The following is a 19406-nucleotide window of genomic DNA, read 5'->3' as shown; positions in this document are numbered from 1 at the left end:
GGCGGCGGGTTTGACGGCTTTGTTTGAGAAATTGGCCAAAATCATCAGCCTCACCCGACTGGAAAACTCAGATCAACGCTGGGCGTTGGCTTGAAAAATGAATTTTGCAGGGACGACTACATACAGTGGAGGAAAGACTATTACAGTCTCATGCCCGCTGACAAAATTCCTAAAGCAGCGAAAAAACATCCAACCGACAGCACACTTGTATGGGAAACAACTTTAGCAAAGACACTCATAAAATTTGCTCATGAGCGTGGCTACAGAGGAAATTCGCAATTACCAACTTGGCGATACAAGGCAGAAAGACGCATAGTTCGTCCTGCGTTCACACCAGCAGAGTACAAAAAAGTGTATGAGCAAATGCGTAGATGGATAAAAGAAACAGATGATCCAGAGTACAAGTACATTCGTGAATTACTGCGTGACTATGTGCTCATTCTTGCGAATTCAGGCATGCGAGTTGGTGAGGCAAACAACTTGAAAGAATCCGATGTAGAGTTGTTTGTTGATGAATTAGGACGGAAAAATTACATGCTGCGGGTTAAGGGAAAGACCGGATCACGCATTGTCATCCCGATTTATGACATAGCGGCAAACATGGGCACTAGCGTACAAATGATTGAGCAGTACTATGGCAGGCAGGCTACGACACTGGCACTGGCAGCAAACTTGGGTAGATAAACGCACTTGGAAATGTAGCAGCAATGATAGAGGGTCTCTACAACAAGTTGACGAACACTATTACAGCGGATAGACTGAAAAAAACCGAATTTATGAACAGTACACGATGCCAACCATAAAATATTTCAGAATGCCTTTTGTAATTCTCGCAGTAGTATTACGGCAGACAACGGCAAGTTGGCACTCAGCGTACGTTACGGCACACGTGTGTTGGAACTTGCGAAGGGCAAGTACGCTGTAGAAGTTGCGTCAACTGCTGAACTTGTCACAGTACTTGAGACTGTAAAAACTGCGGCACTGGAAGGCGAACTTGACGCAGCGATTGAGTCTGCTGCCAACAAGTTACGTTCAGGCTTTGAAAAGTAAGCAGTCAACGTCGGCGTGCGTGTCAGTAAATACTTGATGCGTATTGCCGAAGTTATTAAACCCATTAAACCTAAACCGCCGATGACGCTGCCGCAGGCACGCATACACGGACTGAAACAAAATGTTGAACGTGACAAGAAACTGCTACAGGCAGAACGTGACAGACAGCGACAGCAGCGAGACGCAGAACGCATACGCAAACAGCAACAGCGTAAAACTTCAACGCTCTAACTTATTGTGCTGCTTGTTGCTGCGTTTGAAACTCTGCTTAAATGCCACAGAACCAGCCAAAAACACTGGGTATTTGGTGAAAAACAGTGTGTTTTACAAATCAAGTGGCACGGGGCAGAGAGGTATAGTGAAAATACAAGTCACGCTGCTATAGATAAAAATCACTGCTTTAGCACTAAATGTTTGACAAATGTTTTGAACAACATTTTCAATCGTAAAACATCAATTAAATCAAGCACTTACAACACTCCTTGGCAATTCAAGAAGTGCTGCGGGGCTTGAAGGGGCTCTGACAAAGCCTTGTCGGAGCTGATGCCGCCGACCTAGAGAAACGCGTCCAGCCTAGAAAAACGGGATCAAGGCTTGGCTGGTGGCTTCGGGCAACTCTTCGGGAATGAAGTGACCTGAAGGCATGACCTGCCCAGTCACGCGGCCTGCGCACTGCGCTTGCCACAGCTCCACCGGCTTGAACATGCGGTTGACCACGCCACGCTCGCCCCAAAGCACCAGGGTGTCGCACCCGATCTTCTGACCCTGCTCGCGGCTGTCACGGTCGTGCTGCAGGTCAATGCCGGCGCTGGCACGGTAGTCTTCCGCCGCGCTGTGGATGGCGGCGGACCAGCCCCTGTCATTGCGTGCGGGGTTGCAGAAACTGCGTTCGTATTCAGCCAAGGCTTCGGGCTCGATGTAGGCCATGCCCTGACTGCCCCAGCCGCCCAGCTTGGCATGCAGATAGGCCTTGGCACTGCCTGCAATCATGAGCTCGGGCAGCGGCGCGGGCTGGGTCAGGTGGAACCAGTGGTAGTAGGCCTGTGCAAAAGCAAAGTAAGGGTCCGGCACAGGTCCAGAAACTTGCGGGGTTTTGCCCCAGTGGCCGCTGTACATGTCCAGCGTCGGCGCAATGTCGATCACGCACAGCTTCTTCACACGCTCGGCATGGTCGAGCGCCAGCCGATGCGCCACACGGCCTCCGCGGTCGTGGCCGCACACATTGAAATCAGCCACACCCAAAACATCGAGCAGACCCACCACCTCGGCAGCCATCGCGCGCTTGCTGTAATGGGCGTGTCCGGCGTCGCCACTTTCGTGCGAAGAATCGCCGTAGCCGCGCAGGTCGGGCATCACCAGGCGAAAGCGCCCGCGCAGTTGCTGGGCCACGCGATGCCACATGACATGGGTTTGCGGAAAGCCGTGCAACAAAACCAGAACGGGCAAATGCTGTTGCTCGGCCCAGTCGGCCGACTGCCGAAAGGTGACGGGCAGACCCTGAATGTTCAGGGTGCGGCGCTCAAAGCCGTCAAACCAGGCCATCAGTCCACCTTGGCACCCGAAGCTTTGACCACCTCGGCCCACTTTTTGTGCTCGCTCTCAATCAAGGCCGCAAACTGGGCAGGCGTGTTGCCGCTGGGGATCGCGCCCAATGTGGCCAAGCGCTCCTTCATGGCCGCAGAGGCCAAGGACTTGGCGACCTCTTGCTGGATGCGGCTGACCACATCGGGCGGTGTGCCTGCGGGGGCCAGCAAGCCAAACCAGCTGCTCGCTTCAAAGCCTTTGAGGCCTGCGGCCTCTTCCACCGTGGGCAAATCAGGCAAAGCCGCCGATCGCTGCGAACTGGTCACCGCCAGTGCCTTGATTTTGCCGGCCTTGATCAGCTGCATGGCCGAAGGCAGGTTGTCGAACATCACATCCATGTTGCCGGCCGCCAAGTCCAGCAAGGCCGGGCCCGACCCGCGGTAAGGGATGTGCGCCATGAAAATGCCCGTCTGGCTTTTGAACAACTCGCCCGCCAAGTGGATGGAGGTGCCGTTGCCGCTGGAGGCCATGTTCAGCTTGCCGGGGTTGGCTTTGGCGTACTTGATGAAGTCGTTGACGGTGCTGATTTTTTGGGCGGCGGCTTTTTCAGCGTTGACCACCATCACATTGGGCACACCGGCCACCAAGGTGATGGGGGCGAAGTCTTTGAATGGGTCATAAGGCAGCTTGGCGTACAGAGCGCGGTTGATGCCGTGGGTGCCCACCGTGCCCATGAGCAAGGTGTAGCCGTCGCCAGGCGACTTGGCCACGATCTCAGCGCCCAAGTTGCCGCCCGCGCCGCCTTTGTTTTCAATCACGAACTGCTGGCCAAAAGCTTTGGACAAATCTGGGGCGATGGCCCGCGCCAAGATGTCGGTGGTGCCCCCCGGTGCGAAGGGCACCAGGATCTTGACAGGTTTGGTGGGCCAGGCGGTTTGGGCGCTGGCGGCCACCCCCATCATGGACAAGATGAGGCTGCTGAGGATGCCCACAACAGGGCGACGGGTGAATGGGCGCATGGGAATCTCCTGAGGATCGAATCGATCAGACCATGATGCCAGTTTCCTCCTGAAATGCTGTCACGCGAGCGAAGCCAAGTGTCAGGGATTGCGAGCATGGACAGCTGACGTCACAGGCTTGACTGAACGGTCACCACCGAACAGCTGAAAGATACCTTTCGTAGACTCTACAATGGAACTCCATGAATCTTTTCACGCCATCTCATGTCGCGGAGACTGCCGGCATGACCTCCACCTACACACCGGCCAGCCTGGCCATCGCACTCGTCGATGGTGTCCGGAGTCTGGGTCTGGTCAGCCAACTGGATGCGCCTCTCAAAAGTTTCACCAAACGACTGTTGACGTGCGTCCGCTCCATCGACGACGCGGTGGTGGTCGAAGAGTTCCGAGGCCATGAATTTCTCAACCTGATCAGCCGACTGAACCAGGAAGTGGCGCCGCATCTTGTCCAGCAAGAGTTGCCTTTCGAAGGCACACGCCCCCTTCACGTCTGGGTGATCGACCAAGCCCACCTTCTGGCCCACGAACAGCAGTCGATCATCTTTCGACTCATCGAGTTGTTCCCCGCACTGCCTTTTCGCGTGATCTGGCTGAGCAACCAGCCCTTGCAAGCCTGGCGCGAACATGGCCGCACCGAATGCATCTTCCTCGATCTGGACGCGGTGGAATCTGGCCCGATGGACTTAGGTGATGCGACTGAAGTGGCGGCCCCTTTGTTCGCAGAAGTGGATCCAGATGCACCGGCCACGGCATCACCTGCGAACCACGGTTTGGCATGGCCGGCCCAAGGCATGAGCCCACGCGTCAAAATCACGGCGGCAGCTTTGGGTGTGTCCATTTTGGGTGGCCTGGCCTGGATGAGCGCCACCACATCGAAGCCCAGCGCAGAGTCCAGCAAGGCACCCGCCGAGCAGATCTCTGCCGTCAGCAAAGCCAGCACGCCCGTCATGCCTGCTGCAGCGACACCACCAGCTGCACCGTCATCTGCAGCATCCGCATCAAGTGCCGCACCAACCAGCCAACCCACACCGGAGGCGACCACCAAGCCCGCGCCAGAGCCAGTGGCCAAGCCCAAGTCTGTGCCCCCCCCACAACCCAGCACCAGCGCAGCCTTGCCCGACGTGGCCCTTGCCGGCGGCAAATGGCTCAAGGCCCTGCCGGCCGACACTTGGGTGGTCGAGCACGGCAATTGGGGGACTTTGGAACAAGCCCAAAAACTCAAAGCCAAATACAAAGAGTTGGGCACAGCCCGCATCATCGCCATTCGCAAATCACCCGGCGCAGACGAATGGCAGTTCATCGTGGTCACGGGCCCCTTCCGCTCCGAAGTGAGAGCCAAGACTTACATCTCGCGCCTGGACTGGAAGGCCAACACGCGCATCCGGGACACGGACAAGCTCAAAGCCCAAATCGCGCCTTGATGGCCTCAGGCAAAATGGGCTTGGCTTGAACGGCGCCCCGTTCAGCACCTTTTGCCCATGCTGACTCTCGAAACATTGGCCTCACAGGCCCTGCGCCCCATCGGCGTTTTCACCGACATCGACGACACCCTGACCACCGAGGGCGCCATCACGCCCGATGCCTTGCATGCGCTGGCTGATCTGCAGGCGGCTGGCTTGTGCGTGGTGCCCATCACCGGTCGCCCTGTGGGTTGGAGCGCGCCCTTTGTGCAAAGCTGGCCTGTGGACGCCATCGTGGCGGAAAACGGCGCGGTGGCTTTGCTGCGCGACCCGGTGCACGGTTCGCGAAAAATCTACCAACAAGACGACGCCACACGCGCGCACAACTTTGCGCGCATGCAAGCGGTTGGCCAACGCGTGCTGCGCGAGGTGCCCGGCGCACAATTGTCGCAAGACCATGTGGGCCGCGAGACCGACATCGCCTTTGACCACAGCGAGTTCACGCACTTGCCGCCTGAGGCCATCGATGCGGTGGTGCGCATCATGCAAAGCGAAGGCATGACGGCCACCGTGAGCAGCATCCACATCAACGGCTGGTTTGGCGTGCACAGCAAACTCTACGGTGCGCGCTGGATCGTGCGCACCTTGTGGGGCCGCGATCTGGACGCCGAGATAGACCGCTGGGTTTATGTGGGAGACTCCACCAACGACCAGGTGATGTTCGAGCGCTTCCCGCACAGCGTGGGCGTGGCCAACATCCGGCGCTTTGAGGCGCAACTGATCCACCCTCCTCGCTACATCACCCCCAGTGAACGTGGCGCGGGCTTTGCCGAATTGGCACAACACCTGCTGAACGGCATCGCGTGAACACGAACTCCCCCACCCTTTTGACCTGGTCTGAAAAAGACACCGAATGCAGCGCGCTGTGGCGCTCTGAGCAAAACCTGCCCGCCCGCGTGGTGCTGGCCGATGACACCCTGACCGCCGACGCGGCCTACCGCTTGGCCTGCGAAGGTTCGGGCCTGTTGTGGCGCGGCGACTTTCAAAACGCTCGCCAACTGCTGCAAGCGATGGCGCGGCGCATCGACAAACCGCAAAAGGCCAAACGCAAAAAGAGCGATGCCGCAGCACCTGCGGGGGGCGCGGCTTTTCACGCCCACCGACAGGCCCAAGCCCAGCGCACACGGGTGCTCAGCCAGGTGCTGATCGCGTTGGACGGCGACTACAGCATCGGCCTGCGCCGCGCCCCCGATGCCAAACAAGCTTGCGTCCAAGCTTTTGGGCCTGCCAGCGGACAGGCATCGGTCATTTCGCTGCGCGCCTTGCAAGGCGTGATCGGTGCTTTTGAGTGGCGCAAAAACGGCGTCGAGTTGCCTGCGCTGGGCGAAGATTTGCGCATCCATCCCCACTACGGTGTGTTCTCACCCGTGCGTGGCGAGTACGTGAGCTTGGTCGCCAAAGCCCCTCTGCCTGAGGCCCTGAAAACCCACGCGGTGGCGTTTGACATCGGTGTGGGCACCGGCGTGCTGTCGGCCGTGCTGGCCAGACGCGGCGCGAAAACTGTGGTGGCCACCGACATGGCCGAGCGCGCCTTGGTCTGTGCCCGAGACAACCTGCAACGCCTGGGCTTGCAAAACCAGGTGCAGCTGCTGCAAGCCGATTTGTTCCCGCCCGGGCAAGCCGCCTTGGTGGTCTGCAACCCACCGTGGCTGCCTGCACGCCCCACTTCGGTCTTGGAGCAAGCGGTGTATGACGAAGGCAGCCAAATGCTCAAAGGCTTTCTGGCGGGTCTGAAAGCGCACCTGTGTGAAGGCGGCGAAGGCTGGCTGATCCTGTCGGACCTGGCCGAACACCTGGGTCTGCGCACCCGCGAGGCCTTGCTGGGCTGGATCACGGATGCTGGCCTGCAAGTGCTGGGCCGCATGGATGTGAAACCGGCGCACAACAAGACCCGCGACGAGTCGGATCCGCTGCATGCGGCACGGGCGGCGGAAGTCACTTCGCTGTGGCGCTTGGGTGCGGCGGGATAAGCGCCACCGGTTGGCAGGCATGTCGGCGGCTTGAGCCCCGACACTTTCACGCCAAAGTCAAAGCCGCGCCAACACAGGCGCCAGCGCCTGACCCGTGTGCGTACCCAAAAGCACCAGCGCTTCTGGCGTTGTGGCGGCGACGATGCGGCCGCCGGCATTGCCGCCTTCAGGGCCGAGGTCAATCACCCAATCGGCTTCGGCGATCACATCGAGGTCGTGTTCGATCACGATCACGCTGTGACCAGCGTTGACCAAACGGTGCAGCACGCTGATGAGCTTGTCCACGTCGGCCATGTGCAGGCCCACGGTGGGCTCGTCCAGCACATACAGGGTGTGCGGGGCCTTGTTGCCACGCTTGCCCACTTCGTCGCGCACCTTGGTCAGCTCGGTCACCAGCTTGATGCGCTGGGCTTCTCCGCCGCTGAGCGTGGGTGAGGGTTGACCCAGCGTGAGGTAGCCCAGGCCCACGTCTTTGAGCAATTGCAGCGGGTGCGCAATGCTGGGCATGGTGGCAAAGAAGTCCACCGCCTCATCGACTTCCATCTGCAGCACGTCGCCAATGCTTTTGCCGCGCCAGCTCACCGCCAGCGTCTCGGGGTTGAAGCGTGCACCGTGGCAGGTTTCGCAAGGCACTTTCACATCGGGCAAAAAGCTCATCTCGATGGTGCGCAGGCCTTGGCCTTCGCAGCTGGGGCAGCGGCCTTCGCCGGTGTTGAAGCTGAAGCGGCCGGCGGCGTAGCCGCGCGCTTTGGCTTCCAGCGTTTCGGCAAACAGCTTGCGGATGGTGTCCCAAAAACCGATGTAAGTCGCAGGGCACGAGCGCGGTGTTTTGCCAATCGGCGTTTGGTCCACTTCGAGCACCCGGTCGATGGTCTCAAATCCCTGCACATCGGCACAAGCAAACAAGGCCACGCGCTGCCCCCCGTCTTGTGCGGTGCGACCGGCAAATGTCGAGCGTTGGCTGACCAGCGCCTGCACATTGGCCAGCAAGACATCGCGGGCCAGGGTGGATTTGCCCGAGCCACTCACACCCGTGACGGCGACCAGGCGCTTGAGGGGCACTTGCACATCGACTTGGCGCAGGTTGTGGAGCTTGGCGCCGGTCAGGGTGAGCCAGGTCAAATCGCCAGCAGGGCTGGCGCCTACCGAGGTCCGAGCCGGGGTAGGAGCTTGCCCTGCAAGCGATGCGCCACCCAGAGCGAGCACTTTCTCGACAGCAGAGCTGGCGGCTACAGCGGCATGCACGGTGCGGCGGGCTTGCAAAGGGTGCTTCATCGCATGCAGCAGGTAGCGACCGGTCTGCGAATCGGTTGCAGCGGTGATGTCGGCCACCGAGCCTTCGGCCACCAAACGGCCACCGCGTTTGCCGGCGCTGGGGCCAATGTCGATGATGTGGTCAGCGCGGCGGATGGTGTCTTCGTCGTGCTCCACTACCACCAGGGTGTTGCCTTTGTCGCCCAGCTTGTGCAGGGCATTCAGCAGGATCTGGTTGTCGCGAGCGTGCAAGCCAATAGTGGGCTCGTCGAGCACGTAGCAAACGCCCTGCAAGTTGCTGCCCAACTGCGCGGCCAGGCGGATGCGCTGCGCCTCGCCACCTGACAAAGTCGGTGCACCGCGGTCGAGCGTGAGGTAGCCCAAACCCACTTCTTCCAAAAACTCCAAACGGCTCTTGATCTCGGGCACCAGATCGCGGGCGATGTCGGCATCGCGGCCCACGAGTTGCAATTGCTCGACCCACAGCCGCACATCGCTGACCGACAAGCTGGCGATGTCCGTGATGCGCCAAGCTTGCCCTGTGGCCGAGGCCAGGCGCACCGCACGGGCGGTGGCGTTCAGGCGCGTGCCCGAACAACTGGGGCAGGCCACATCGGCCAGGTCTTCGATCTCAGGCTCGGCAAAGGTTTGCTCGCGGCCTTTGTCTTTGTCGTCACGCACCGAGTCGTCAAACACTTGGCGCTCGTCTTTGCTGAGCTTGACGCCCGTGCCCACGCAATCGGGGCACCAGCCGTGTTTGCTGTTGTACGAGAACAAACGTGGATCGAGTTCGGCATAAGACGTGTCACACGCCGGGCAGGCACGCAAGGTCGAAAACACCCGGTGCTGGCCAATGCGGGCCGCAGACTCGCCGTTGAACAGGGCTTCGCGCAAACCATCCAAGTCGCTCAGCACATGCATCACGCCCTTGCCGTGCTCCAGCGCGGTGTTCAGCGCTTTGCGCAGCGCCGACTCTTGCGCAGGCAGCACATCCAGGCTGGCCACGGGCAACTCGATGTTGTGCTCTTTGAAACGGTCGATGCGCGGAAAACCCGTGGTGGGCAAAAACTCACCGTCCACCCGCAAGTGGGTGTAGCCGCGTGGACGCGCCCAGTCGGCCAGCTCGGTGTAAACGCCTTTGCGGTTGACCACCAGGGGCGCCAGCAGACCAATGTGTTGGCCCTTGAACTGGGTCATCAGCTGCGCGGCGATGCTGTCGGGCGTTTGCGGCTGCACCGGCGTATCGTCGTGCACACAGTGCTGGATGCCCAACTTGACGTACAAGAGCCGCAAGAAGTGCCAGACCTCGGTGGTGGTGCCGACGGTGGATTTGCGGCCGCCGCGCGAGAGGCGCTGCTCGATCGCCACCGTGGGCGGGATGCCATAGACCGCATCGACTTCAGGGCGACCGGCGGGCTGCACGATGGAGCGGGCGTAGGCGTTGAGGCTCTCCAGATAACGGCGTTGGCCTTCGTTGAACAGGATGTCGAACGCGAGCGTGGATTTGCCGGAACCGCTGACGCCGGTGACCACATTGAACTTTCCGCGCGGGATGTTGACGCTGAGGTTTTTGAGGTTGTGTTCTTTGGCGTTGACGATTTGGATGGCGTTCGGGCCTTGTGCTTGACGGGCCCCGCGCGAGGCTGGGCTGGCATCGGGTGCCGATGTGTGGCGCGAAGCGACTTCTGAGGCGCCCGGTGTCAGCCCAGTCTCGAGCCCCCAATCGCCCACGCCTTTTTCCCTGACCACCCCCACTTCACCCATGGACTCGGCGTATTCACGCAGCGCCAAGCCGGTGTGGGATGTCGCGTGTTGGCGCACGTCTTCGGGTGTGCCTTGGGCCACGATCAGGCCACCGGCATAGCCGCCTTCGGGGCCCAGGTCGATCAGCCAATCGCTGGCGCGGATCACATCGAGGTTGTGCTCGATGACGATGAGCGAGTGGCCCGCTTCGAGCAGTTTGCGCAAAGCCCGCATGAGCTTGGCGATGTCGTCAAAGTGCAGGCCGGTGGTGGGCTCGTCAAACAAGAACAGCGTGCCTTTGCGCGCCAGGCTCTGACGGCTCTTGGCCGCGCTTTTGGCGGCTTCGGCCAAAAAGCCTGCGAGCTTGAGGCGCTGCGCCTCGCCGCCCGAGAGCGTGGGCACGGGTTGGCCCAGGCGAACGTATTCGAGGCCCACATCCACAATGGGTTGCAGGGCGCGGATCACGTCACGGTCTTGCGCGAACAAGGCCGCCGCTTCGCTCACCGTCAGGTCCAGGATATCCGCCACATTGAGCATGCGCGGCTGGCCGCCCAGGGCTTGGCGTTCGATTTTGATCTCGAGGATTTCAGGGCGATAGCGTTGGCCATTGCAGTCGGGGCAACGCAAATACACGTCACTGAGGAACTGCATCTCGACGTGCTCAAAGCCCGAGCCGCCGCAGGTGGGGCAGCGGCCATCGCCGCTGTTGAAGCTGAACTTGCTGGCGGTGTAGCCGCGCTGACGCGACTCGGGTGCGGTGGCAAAAATCTCACGGATCGCGTCCCACGCGCCCACATAGCTAACCGGGTTGGATCGCGCCGTCTTGCCAATCGGCGATTGGTCCACGAACACCACATCGCTCAGGTGGTCAGCGCCCAGCAGACGGTCGTGTGCGCCGGGCGTTTCGGTGGCTTTGCCAAAGTGGCGCATCAGCGCGGGGGCCAGCACATCCTGGATCAAACTCGACTTGCCCGAACCACTGACACCGGTGATGGTGACCAGGCGCTGCAGCGGAAAGTCCACGCTGATGTTTTGCAGGTTGTGCTCGCGTGCGCCTTCCAAAATCAATCGCGGCGTGCTGTCGCTCACCATGCGCTTAAAGCCCAGGCCCACTTGCTTACGCCCGCCAAGATAGGCGCCCGTCAGTGTGTCGGCGTTGCGCAGGTCGGCGGTGCTGCCGTCAAACACGATCTGGCCGCCGCGCTCGCCGGGCCCCGGGCCCATGTCGATCATGCGGTCAGCGGCCAGCATCACGGCCGGGTCGTGCTCGACCACCACCAAGGTGTTGCCCGCATCGCGCAGCCGGTGCATGGCCTGGGTGATGCGGTTCATGTCGCGCGGGTGCAGGCCGATGCTGGGTTCGTCCAGCACAAACAAGGTGTTCACCAGGCTGGTGCCCAAGGCAGTGGTCAGGTTGATGCGCTGCACTTCACCGCCGCTGAGCGTGCGGCTTTGGCGGTCAAGGGTGAGGTAGCCAATGCCCACATCGCACAGGTATTTGAGGCGGGTGGTGATTTCTTCAAGCAGCAATTTGAGGGCTTGGGCTTCGGCGTCTTGTGAAGCCTCGGCCACGGCGGTGGCGCTCATGCGGTCAAAGAAGCGGCGCAGCTGGTCGATCGGCATGATCATCATGTCGTGCAGGCTCAGGCCCGGCAGGGCTTCGAGCTGGGCGCGGGTCCACTTCACCCCCGCCGGCATGAAGCGCTGGGCGGGGGGCAGCACGGCGTTGGCATCCTCCGCAGACCCCATGCGCCACAGAAGGCTTTCGGTCTTCAGGCGCGCACCGCTGCAGGTGGGGCATTCGGTGTAGCTGCGGTACTTGGACAAGAGCACGCGGATGTGCATCTTGTAGGCCTTGCTCTCCAGGTATTCAAAGAAACGCTTGATGCCGTACCACTGCTGGTTCCACTTGCCTTTCCACAAAGGCGAGCCGTGGATGACCCAATGCTTGTGTTCCTCAGACAACTGCGCCCAAGCCGTGTCACGCGGAATGCCTTCGGTTTCGGCATGGCGCATCAGATCGTCCTGGCACTCTTTCCAAGCGGGGGTTTGGATGGTCTTGATGGCCCCAGCGCGCAAAGTGAGTTTGTCATTGGGGATGACCAGACCGTAGTCCACACCGATCACACGGCCAAAGCCCCGGCAGGTCTCGCAGGCGCCCACGGCCGAGTTGAACGAAAACATCGACGGGATCGGGTCGGTGTAGCGCAGGTCGCTGTCGGGGCAGTGCAAGCCGGTGGAAAAGCGCCACAGCTCAGCGCCCGATTCGCCCTCCACATACACATTCAGTCGCCCGCTGCCGCGCTTGAGCGCCACTTCAATCGCCTCGATCACGCGGATTTTTTCGGCAGCGCCCAATCGGAAACGGTCGGCCACCACGTCCAGCACCTTGCGCGGGCCGGTGGGTGTGGCCACTTCGCGTTCGGCCTGCACTTTGGTGAAGCCGCTGGCCGACAGCCATTGCTCCACTTGCTCAGCGCTGGTGTTCGCGGGCAACTCGACCGGAAAGGTCAGGTACAGACGCGGGTCTTGCGCTTGGACGGCGCGCTGCGCCAGCTCTGCGTAGATGGTTTCAGGCGTGTCGTGGCGCACAGGCTGCGCCGTCTCTTTGTCAAACAACTGCCCCAAGCGCGCAAACGAGAGTTTGAGGTGATCGTTCAACTCGGTCATGGTGCCCACGGTGGAGCGCGAACTGCGCACCGGGTTGGTCTGGTCGATCGCAATGGCCGGCGGCACGCCCTCGACCTTGTCCACCGCGGGCTTGTCCATCCGGTCAAGAAACTGGCGGGCGTAAGCACTGAAGGTCTCTACATAGCGCCGCTGGCCTTCTGCGTACAGCGTGTCAAACACCAGGCTCGATTTGCCCGAACCGCTGGGGCCGGTGACCACCGTCAACTCGCCGGTGCGGATGTCGAGGTCGATGTTCTTGAGGTTGTGCTGGCGGGCGCCACGGATGCGGATGAGACCTTGGGACATGGGCTGGCTTTAAGGGGTGAAGGCCAAACATTCTAGGGCCGTATGAGAAACCCATCGTCCCCAGTGGCGGACGGCCTGGCCAAGAAAAAAGCCACGCGAATGCGTGGCTTTCAATTCAACACCCCACGAATGGGGCGTTCAATGGCGCTCCATGGCGCTTACTTGGCAGCGCTGGCGGCTGGTGCGGGTGCGGGTGCAGCAGCAGGAGCCGATGCTTCGGCTTTGGCTGGCTCGCTGTGCACAGCGTCAGCGCCGTGCTTTTCGCCACTCATGTCCAGGCTGTCGCCGCCTTTACCGATCACATACAGGGCGATGGCCGCAAACACGGCGAAACCCACAGCAATTTTCCACATAGTTCATCTCCAATAATGAAAAAGGCCCTCCACAGAGGGAAGGCCCTGAATGTAGCACCCGAGTCCCCCCGGGTTGCTTACAAGTGAAGATCAGTCTTCAGCGTAGATGTCCACGTCTTTGGTTTCCTTGATGAACAAGCCACCGATCACGACGGTTGCGCCGGCGATGATGATGGGGTACCACAGACCGTTGTACATGTTACCGGTCTGGGCCACGATCGCGAAAGCGGTCGTGGGCAACAGGCCACCGAACCAGCCGTTACCGATGTGGTAAGGCAAGGACATCGAGGTGTAACGGATGCGGGTGGGGAACATCTCGACCAACATGGCGGCGATAGGACCGTACACCATGGTCACCAAGATCACCAGGTAAGTCAGGATCATGATGACCGTGGTCTTGTCGAACTTGGCCATGTCAGCCTTGGCAGGATAGCCAGCGGCTTTCAGAGCAGCACCCAGGTTGGAAGCCAACAAGGTTGCACCAGCGGTCTTCTCGTTGCCCAGGTCCTTGACAGACTTGGTGGCAGCTTCGATGGCCTTGGCATCCTTGGGTTCAGCCGCGTTCAGAGCAGCCAGCTTTTCCTCGGCCTTGGCCTTGGCAGCAGCCACGTCGTCAGCAGAGTACTTGACTTGCACGGTGGTCTCGCCCACTTTGATGATGGCGGGGGTACCGGCAGCAGCCACTTCGTTGGAGTAGCTCACCGAAGCGCCAGCCAAACGTTGCTTGGCGATGTCGCAAGACGATGTGAACTTCTTGGTGCCTGTGGGGTTGAACTGGAACGAGCACTCGGCTGGATCCGCGATCACAACCACTTGGGCTTTTTCCTGAGCAGCGGCCAGGTCTGGGTTAGCAGCCTTGGTCAATGCCTTGAACACGGGGAAGTAAGTCACAGCAGCCAACAAGCAACCGGCCAAGATGATCGGCTTGCGGCCAATCTTGTCAGACAGCGAACCGAAGACGATAAAGAACGGTGTGCCGATGATCAGCGAAATCGCGACCATGATGTTGGCGGTGGCGCCGTCCACTTTCAACGCTTGGGTCAAGAAGAACAAAGCGTAGAACTGACCGGAGTACCAGACCACGGCTTGACCAGCGGTCAAACCGACCAAGGCCAAGATCACGATCTTGAGGTTTTTCCACTGGCCGAAAGCTTCGGTCAGAGGGGCTTTGGAAGTCTTGCCTTCGGCTTTCATTTTCACGAAAGCAGGCGACTCGTTCATGCTCAAACGGATGTAGACCGAGATGATCAACATGATGATCGAGACGATGAACGGCACGCGCCAGCCCCAGTCAGCGAAGGCTTCTTCACCGATGGCGGTACGTGTACCCAAAATCACCATCAAGGACAGGAACAGGCCCAGCGTGGCTGTGGTCTGGATCCAGGCGGTGTAGGCACCGCGCTTGCCCATGGGAGCGTGTTCAGCCACATAAGTGGCAGCACCACCGTACTCGCCACCCAAAGCCAAACCTTGCAGCAAGCGCAGGCAGATCAGGATGACGGGAGCGGCCACGCCAATGCTGGCGTAGTTGGGCAAGATGCCCACGATGAAGGTCGATGCGCCCATCAACAAGATGGTCACCAAGAAGGTGTACTTGCGACCGATCATGTCGCCCAAACGGCCAAACACCAGCGCGCCGAAAGGACGCACGATGAAGCCGGCTGCAAAAGCCAACAGCGCGAAGATGAAAGCAGAGCCTTCGTCCAGACCGCTGAAGAATTGCTTGGCAATGATGGCGGCCAAAGAGCCGTACAGGTAGAAGTCATACCATTCGAAAACGGTACCCAGAGAAGAGGCAAAAATCACCTTCTTCTCTTCCGCCGACATCGGGCGGGGTGCAGTTGTAGCCATAAAGCTGTCTCCAAAAAAGAGTCTCCGACACGGAAACTTGGGGTGATTCTTGGAGTGCCCACTTTCCATCTTCTGACGGGCTGCCAACAGACACTTACAACTCAAGTGGAAACCCTTTGTTTTCTTGCCGCATCATGAAATAAGGCCGTTTTTCACGGGTAATCCCTAGGCGAATTTCGGCCGATAATGGCCCGAATCCCTGATGTCATTGAGGTCATTTCGACGTGAAACCATCCAGAGCCCCTGTTCTGCGCCAAAGAATCCGCCACACGACCTGGATCTTGCTGGCGATTTGGGCATTGGTGAGTTTTGCCTGGGTGCCATTTGCCAACGATCTGAACTTCACGTTCTTTCACTGGACATTCAATTTTTGGATGGCCGCCCAAGGCAGTGTGCTGACGTTCTTGGTGTTGACCATCGTCAACGCGGTTTTGATCAACCGCTGGGAAAAAGAACTGGCGCAGCTGGAAGACGCATCTGCAGACTGACGCCGCTCAAGCCGCCACGGCGGCCAGATGGTCGAAGGGCAGGCTTTGCTTGACCAAGATCACCGTGCACGCCGCATCCATCGCCACCTTGATCGGCACAGTGGCCACAAAGCGCTGCACCTGCAAGCCGTGGGTGGCGGCCCCCATGATGATCATGTTCACCTGATTGCCAGCGGCATAGGCCAGCAAGGCGCCGGCCACATCGCCCGACTCCAGCACATGGAACGAGGTCTGGTGGTCGTTCAAGTCCAGTGGCTGGGCCCATTGCTGCAAGCGGCTCAGGTGCCAGCGGTGGACCTGCGTTTCGCCTTTTTCAGCCTCGGTGCTGCTGGTCTGGCCGGGTGAGATCACCGTCACACAAGCCAGCCGCGCCCCGGGCCGGATGCCCAGCGAACGGGCCACGGCCTCGCGCAACGAATACAAGGTGGCATCGCTCACATCGTGGTGCGGCACCGCCACCATGATGATGGGCACCTGCTCGATCTGCTGCACCGGCACCGGACTGGGCTGGTAGGCCATGCCGGCCGCACGCAGCCAACGCTTGAAGTGGACCCAGAACCCGGTGCCTTCTGTCTTGCGGCCTCGCGCGGTGACTTTGACCTGGTCCGGGTGCATCAAATCAAAGGCCAGATGCGAGGCCGAGGGGTAGCGTTGGTCGGCCACGGGCTCCAGGCAGCGCAAGATCACCTCTTGCAGCCATTCAGGCAGGTCGGCCCGGTGACGCCTGGGCGGCACCGGGTCCATCCACAAACGCTGGCGCAAACCGCCTGGGGTGGCGGGCTCGCCAAAGGGCAGCTCACCGGTGGCCAACTCGTACAACATGACCCCCATGGCAAAGATGTCGCTGCGCGGATCGCCCCTCACCCCCACCACCTGCTCGGGCGAAATCCAGACCGGTGAGCCGACCGCTTTGCGCAGTTCCTCGGCCAGCAAGTCGGGGTAGTGGGCGTGGCAGGACAAGCCATAGTCCAGCATGACCGCGCTGCCATCGGAGCGGATCAAGACATTGGCCGGTTTCAGATCGAGGTGACACACGTTTTGCTGGTGCAGGCTGTGCGCCGCACGTGCCATGGCCGCGCCCAATGCGGCGATGTCCTGCACAGCCAAGGGCTGGGGCCCATCCAACCAATGCTGCAAAGTCTGGCCTTCGACATATTCCATGACCAGATAAGGCACGCGCGACAAATCGCCCGCCGCCACAAAGCGCGGCACATGCGTGCCCTTGAGCTCGGACAGAATTTGCAGCTCGATTTCAAAGCTGACGATGTTTTCTGCGCCATCGCCCGCGGTCATGCGCGGAATCTTCATGGCCATGGGGAACTCGCTGGCACGGCGGCTGCCATCGGCCGCCGGTGCATAAACCACTTTGTACACATGGGCCATGCCGCCCGCGTGCATGCAGGCCTCAATCTCAAAGCCGTCGATCTCGTGTCCGGGGTTCAGCAGTTTCAACGGCCACGCTCCAGTCGCTGTGCAAAAAATTCCGGCATGCCGGCCTGGCGAATCGCCGCCGCCGCTTCGGTGTGGTTGTAGGGCACGCGGTAAAAAGTGATCTTGCGCGCACCCAGGTCATAGACGGTGTACATGGCACGCGGGTCCCCGTCACGCGGTTGACCGCACGAGCCGACACAAGCCACCAGTGGGCGGTGCGGTGACATGGGCACGGCCAGCCCCGGCTTAGGTTCAAACCTCATCAACAATCGGCCCGCACCTTGGTAATACAAGGTCTGGTGGTGCACATGCCCCACCAGCACATGCGCGGCGCCCTGGGCCTGCGCGGCATCCAGACAATGGCCAGCGGCACGTTCGCTGTCCACATAGCGCCAAGTCGCGGGTTGATCGGCGCTGGCGTGTACCAGCAGCAAGGCCTCGCGCTGGATCGTCAAGGGCAATGCGGCCAAAAACGCCTGATGCTCGGCGCCCAGTTGGGCGTGCGTCCATTCCGCGCCTTGGCTGCCCTGCGTCGCTTCGCCACCTTGGGCGGCGGGCGGGTTCAGCGCCATGGCGTCGTGGTTGCCCTGCAGCACCCACGCACCTTGCGCGGCCAATGCCATCACGGTGTCCAGCACCGCCACAGGCTCGCCGCCATAACCCACCAAGTCGCCCAAAAAAGCGAATTGGTCAACACCTTGCTGGCGTGCGTGCGCCAAGCAGGCCTGCAAGGCTTGCCGGTTGGCGTGGATGTCGGAGATCAGGGCCAGTCTCATGGGAGTCTCTGTGGCCATGATGACAGGGCGGGCTGATGCAAAGCTTGCACCAGATCAAACAAGCCTCAGGGCTTGCGCTGCACGCCCACGGGCAGCTGGGCCACACCGGTCCAGTCGGGCGACTGGAACCAAGCATCGCCTTGCAAATACGCGCGCAGCATGGGCAGTGCGTCGTTGCCCCAAAACACCTGACCGTCGACCACCATGCTGGGCACGCCAAACAGGTTCAGCGCAATGGCTTCTTCGGTGTGGGCTTTGAGTTGTTGCTTGACGGTGTCGCTGGCCACATCACCAGTGGGTTTCAGGTCGGCGTTCAAGGCCGCCAGGCGCTCGGCATCGGCTGCCTCTAGGCCGCTGCACCACACATGGCGGAAGATTTTGTCGCACACAAAGCGGTTGGGCGTGCCGTCTGCGTCGCACGCGGTGGCCAAGCGCAGCAAAGCGAGGGAATTGAAGGGGTGGCTGGCGGGCAGCTGCAAGGGGGTGCCTTGGGCGCGGGCTTGCCACTGCACTTGGCGGTAAGTCCAGTCGCGCTTGGACGGGATCTCGGCCGGGCCCAACTGGCCGTGGTGCTTGAGCATGGCGCCAAACACCACCGGCTTGAACACCACGCGGTGGCTGATGCCCTCCAGCGCTTGAGGCAAGGCGTCAAAAGCCAACCAAGCGTAAGGCGAAATGAAGTCCAGATAGAAGTGGATGGTTTTCATGGTCGGGCCTTGGCCTGGGGTGTCAATGATGGGACTCAGAGGTCGCTGGCTTGTTGCTCGCGCAGGCGCTGCGGAATGGCTTGCCAGACGGCGAGCTTTTCGGCGTCGGTGGCGCGGCTCCAGCCGCCGATTTCGGGCAGCGTGCGCAGGCAGCCTTCGCACCAGCCGCCGCTGGGGTGCATCAGGCACAGCGACACGCAAGGCGATGGCACCGAGTTGGGCGCAGGCGGTGTGGGCTGGGCCAACACTTGCTGGGCCAGGGTGCTGAGTTTTTTCCAGTAATGCTTGTTCATGGGGCGACCTCGGGTGCCGATTGCACCACATCGGCCACGTCTGCGCCGGTCAGGGGTTTCAGGTCTTCAGGCAACAAGCGAAAGACCGCGTGCGGATGGCCCGCTGCGGCCCAGATCTCGTCAAAGCGCCACAGGTCTTGGTCGAGCAGCGTGACGGGCGGGAACAGGTGCGCCACGGGCGAGACGCCACCGATGGTGAAGCCGGTGTGCGCTTTGACAAAGTCGGCATCGGCGCGGCCGATTTTGCCGACCAAGGCCGAGACCTTTTTCTCGTCCACCCGGCGGTCGCCCGAGGTGACCACCAGCACGGCCACGCCGTCTTGCTTGCGCTTGAAGATCACGCTCTTGGCGATCTGTCCCAGCTGCACGCCCAGGCCGTCGGCGGCCTCTTGGGCGGTGCGGGCGGCGCCATCCAGCATGAGCGGCGTGTGCGGGTGGTTGGCATCTTGCAAAGCCCTGGCCACGCGTTGAACGCCTTCGGGCAGGGCATGGAGTTCAGCGCCGCACATGG

Annotated in this window: 16 protein-coding genes; 6 read left to right on the top strand and 10 right to left on the bottom strand. The window is 60.8% G+C overall.

Going from position 1 to position 19406, the window contains the following annotated elements; translation table 11 throughout:
* Positions 1 to 150 precede the first annotated feature (150 nt).
* Both QLQ16_RS14700 and QLQ16_RS14695 read left to right on the top strand, forming a co-directional pair.
* The gene (locus QLQ16_RS14700; RefSeq protein WP_283225422.1) at positions 151 to 684 is read left to right on the top strand and encodes a site-specific integrase; all 534 of its coding nucleotides are present in this window, start codon (positions 151 to 153) and stop codon (positions 682 to 684) included.
* 177 nt (positions 685 to 861) lie between these two features.
* Positions 862 to 1050: a hypothetical protein gene (locus tag QLQ16_RS14695; protein ID WP_283225421.1), complete on the top strand. Its 189-nt coding sequence runs from the start codon at positions 862 to 864 to the stop codon at positions 1048 to 1050.
* 573 nt (positions 1051 to 1623) lie between these two features.
* Here QLQ16_RS14695 and QLQ16_RS14690 read toward each other — a convergent pair.
* Both QLQ16_RS14690 and QLQ16_RS14685 read right to left on the bottom strand, forming a co-directional pair.
* The gene (locus tag QLQ16_RS14690) at positions 1624 to 2592 is read right to left on the bottom strand and encodes an alpha/beta fold hydrolase (protein WP_283225420.1); all 969 of its coding nucleotides are present in this window, start codon (positions 2590 to 2592) and stop codon (positions 1624 to 1626) included.
* Positions 2592 to 3536 (bottom strand): Bug family tripartite tricarboxylate transporter substrate binding protein, encoded by a 945-nt coding sequence (locus QLQ16_RS14685; RefSeq protein ID WP_283225424.1) that lies wholly within the window; start codon positions 3534 to 3536, stop codon positions 2592 to 2594. The genes QLQ16_RS14690 and QLQ16_RS14685 overlap by 1 nt, the downstream gene beginning before the upstream one ends.
* A gap of 281 nt (positions 3537 to 3817) precedes the next feature.
* On the opposite strand from QLQ16_RS14685, the gene QLQ16_RS14680 reads away from it, so the two are divergent.
* Genes QLQ16_RS14680 through QLQ16_RS14670 form a run of 3 tightly spaced genes read left to right on the top strand, consistent with a single transcriptional unit; the run spans position 3818 to position 7023 of the window.
* Positions 3818 to 5014 carry an SPOR domain-containing protein gene (locus QLQ16_RS14680; protein ID WP_283225419.1) on the top strand — a complete coding sequence of 399 codons (1197 nt, stop codon included), beginning with the start codon at positions 3818 to 3820 and terminating at the stop codon, positions 5012 to 5014.
* Positions 5015 to 5071: 57 nt separating this feature from the next.
* Positions 5072 to 5860, top strand: coding sequence for an HAD-IIB family hydrolase (locus QLQ16_RS14675; RefSeq protein WP_283225418.1), 789 nt, complete (start codon positions 5072 to 5074; stop codon positions 5858 to 5860).
* Positions 5857 to 7023 (top strand): class I SAM-dependent methyltransferase, encoded by a 1167-nt coding sequence (locus QLQ16_RS14670; protein ID WP_283225417.1) that lies wholly within the window; start codon positions 5857 to 5859, stop codon positions 7021 to 7023. The genes QLQ16_RS14675 and QLQ16_RS14670 overlap by 4 nt, the downstream gene beginning before the upstream one ends.
* A 57-nt stretch (positions 7024 to 7080) precedes the next feature.
* Here the strand turns inward: QLQ16_RS14670 and uvrA are convergent, their stop codons facing one another.
* The 3 genes from uvrA to QLQ16_RS14655 form a co-directional block, all read right to left on the bottom strand.
* Positions 7081 to 12996: an excinuclease ABC subunit UvrA gene (gene uvrA, locus QLQ16_RS14665; protein WP_283225416.1), complete on the bottom strand. Its 5916-nt coding sequence runs from the start codon at positions 12994 to 12996 to the stop codon at positions 7081 to 7083.
* A 158-nt stretch (positions 12997 to 13154) separates the two neighbouring features.
* On the bottom strand, positions 13155 to 13349 hold the full coding sequence (locus QLQ16_RS14660) for a hypothetical protein (protein WP_283225415.1): 195 nt from the start codon (positions 13347 to 13349) through the stop codon (positions 13155 to 13157).
* A gap of 90 nt (positions 13350 to 13439) precedes the next feature.
* Complete coding sequence (locus QLQ16_RS14655; RefSeq protein ID WP_283225414.1) at positions 13440 to 15200, bottom strand: MFS transporter; 1761 nt, start codon at positions 15198 to 15200, stop codon at positions 13440 to 13442.
* Positions 15201 to 15424: 224 nt separating this feature from the next.
* On the opposite strand from QLQ16_RS14655, the gene QLQ16_RS14650 reads away from it, so the two are divergent.
* Positions 15425 to 15688 carry a DUF4212 domain-containing protein gene (locus tag QLQ16_RS14650; RefSeq protein WP_283225413.1) on the top strand — a complete coding sequence of 88 codons (264 nt, stop codon included), beginning with the start codon at positions 15425 to 15427 and terminating at the stop codon, positions 15686 to 15688.
* 6 nt (positions 15689 to 15694) lie between these two features.
* On the opposite strand, the gene QLQ16_RS14645 is transcribed toward QLQ16_RS14650, so the two are convergent.
* The 5 genes from QLQ16_RS14645 to QLQ16_RS14625 all read right to left on the bottom strand — a co-directional run bounded on the left by QLQ16_RS14645 (position 15695) and on the right by QLQ16_RS14625 (position 19404).
* Positions 15695 to 17140 carry a serine/threonine protein kinase gene (locus tag QLQ16_RS14645; protein ID WP_283225412.1) on the bottom strand — a complete coding sequence of 482 codons (1446 nt, stop codon included), beginning with the start codon at positions 17138 to 17140 and terminating at the stop codon, positions 15695 to 15697.
* The gene (locus QLQ16_RS14640) at positions 17137 to 17895 is read right to left on the bottom strand and encodes a metallophosphoesterase family protein (protein ID WP_283225411.1); all 759 of its coding nucleotides are present in this window, start codon (positions 17893 to 17895) and stop codon (positions 17137 to 17139) included. The genes QLQ16_RS14645 and QLQ16_RS14640 overlap by 4 nt, the downstream gene beginning before the upstream one ends.
* A gap of 65 nt (positions 17896 to 17960) precedes the next feature.
* Entirely contained in the window at positions 17961 to 18602 is a 642-nt protein-coding gene (locus tag QLQ16_RS14635; RefSeq protein ID WP_283225410.1) for a 2-hydroxychromene-2-carboxylate isomerase, read from the bottom strand.
* Between the two features lie 35 nt (positions 18603 to 18637).
* Entirely contained in the window at positions 18638 to 18895 is a 258-nt protein-coding gene (locus QLQ16_RS14630) for a DUF1289 domain-containing protein (protein ID WP_283225409.1), read from the bottom strand.
* A complete protein-coding gene (locus QLQ16_RS14625; protein ID WP_283225408.1) occupies positions 18892 to 19404 on the bottom strand; it encodes a YbaK/EbsC family protein in 513 nt (170 codons plus the stop codon). The genes QLQ16_RS14630 and QLQ16_RS14625 overlap by 4 nt, the downstream gene beginning before the upstream one ends.
* Positions 19405 to 19406 lie beyond the last annotated feature (2 nt).

The organism is Limnohabitans lacus, from assembly GCF_030053395.1.
GTDB lineage: Bacteria > Pseudomonadota > Gammaproteobacteria > Burkholderiales > Burkholderiaceae_C > Limnohabitans_A > Limnohabitans_A lacus.
Note: the sequence above shows the minus strand (reverse complement) of the source record. Positions and strands in the feature narration are given on the sequence as shown.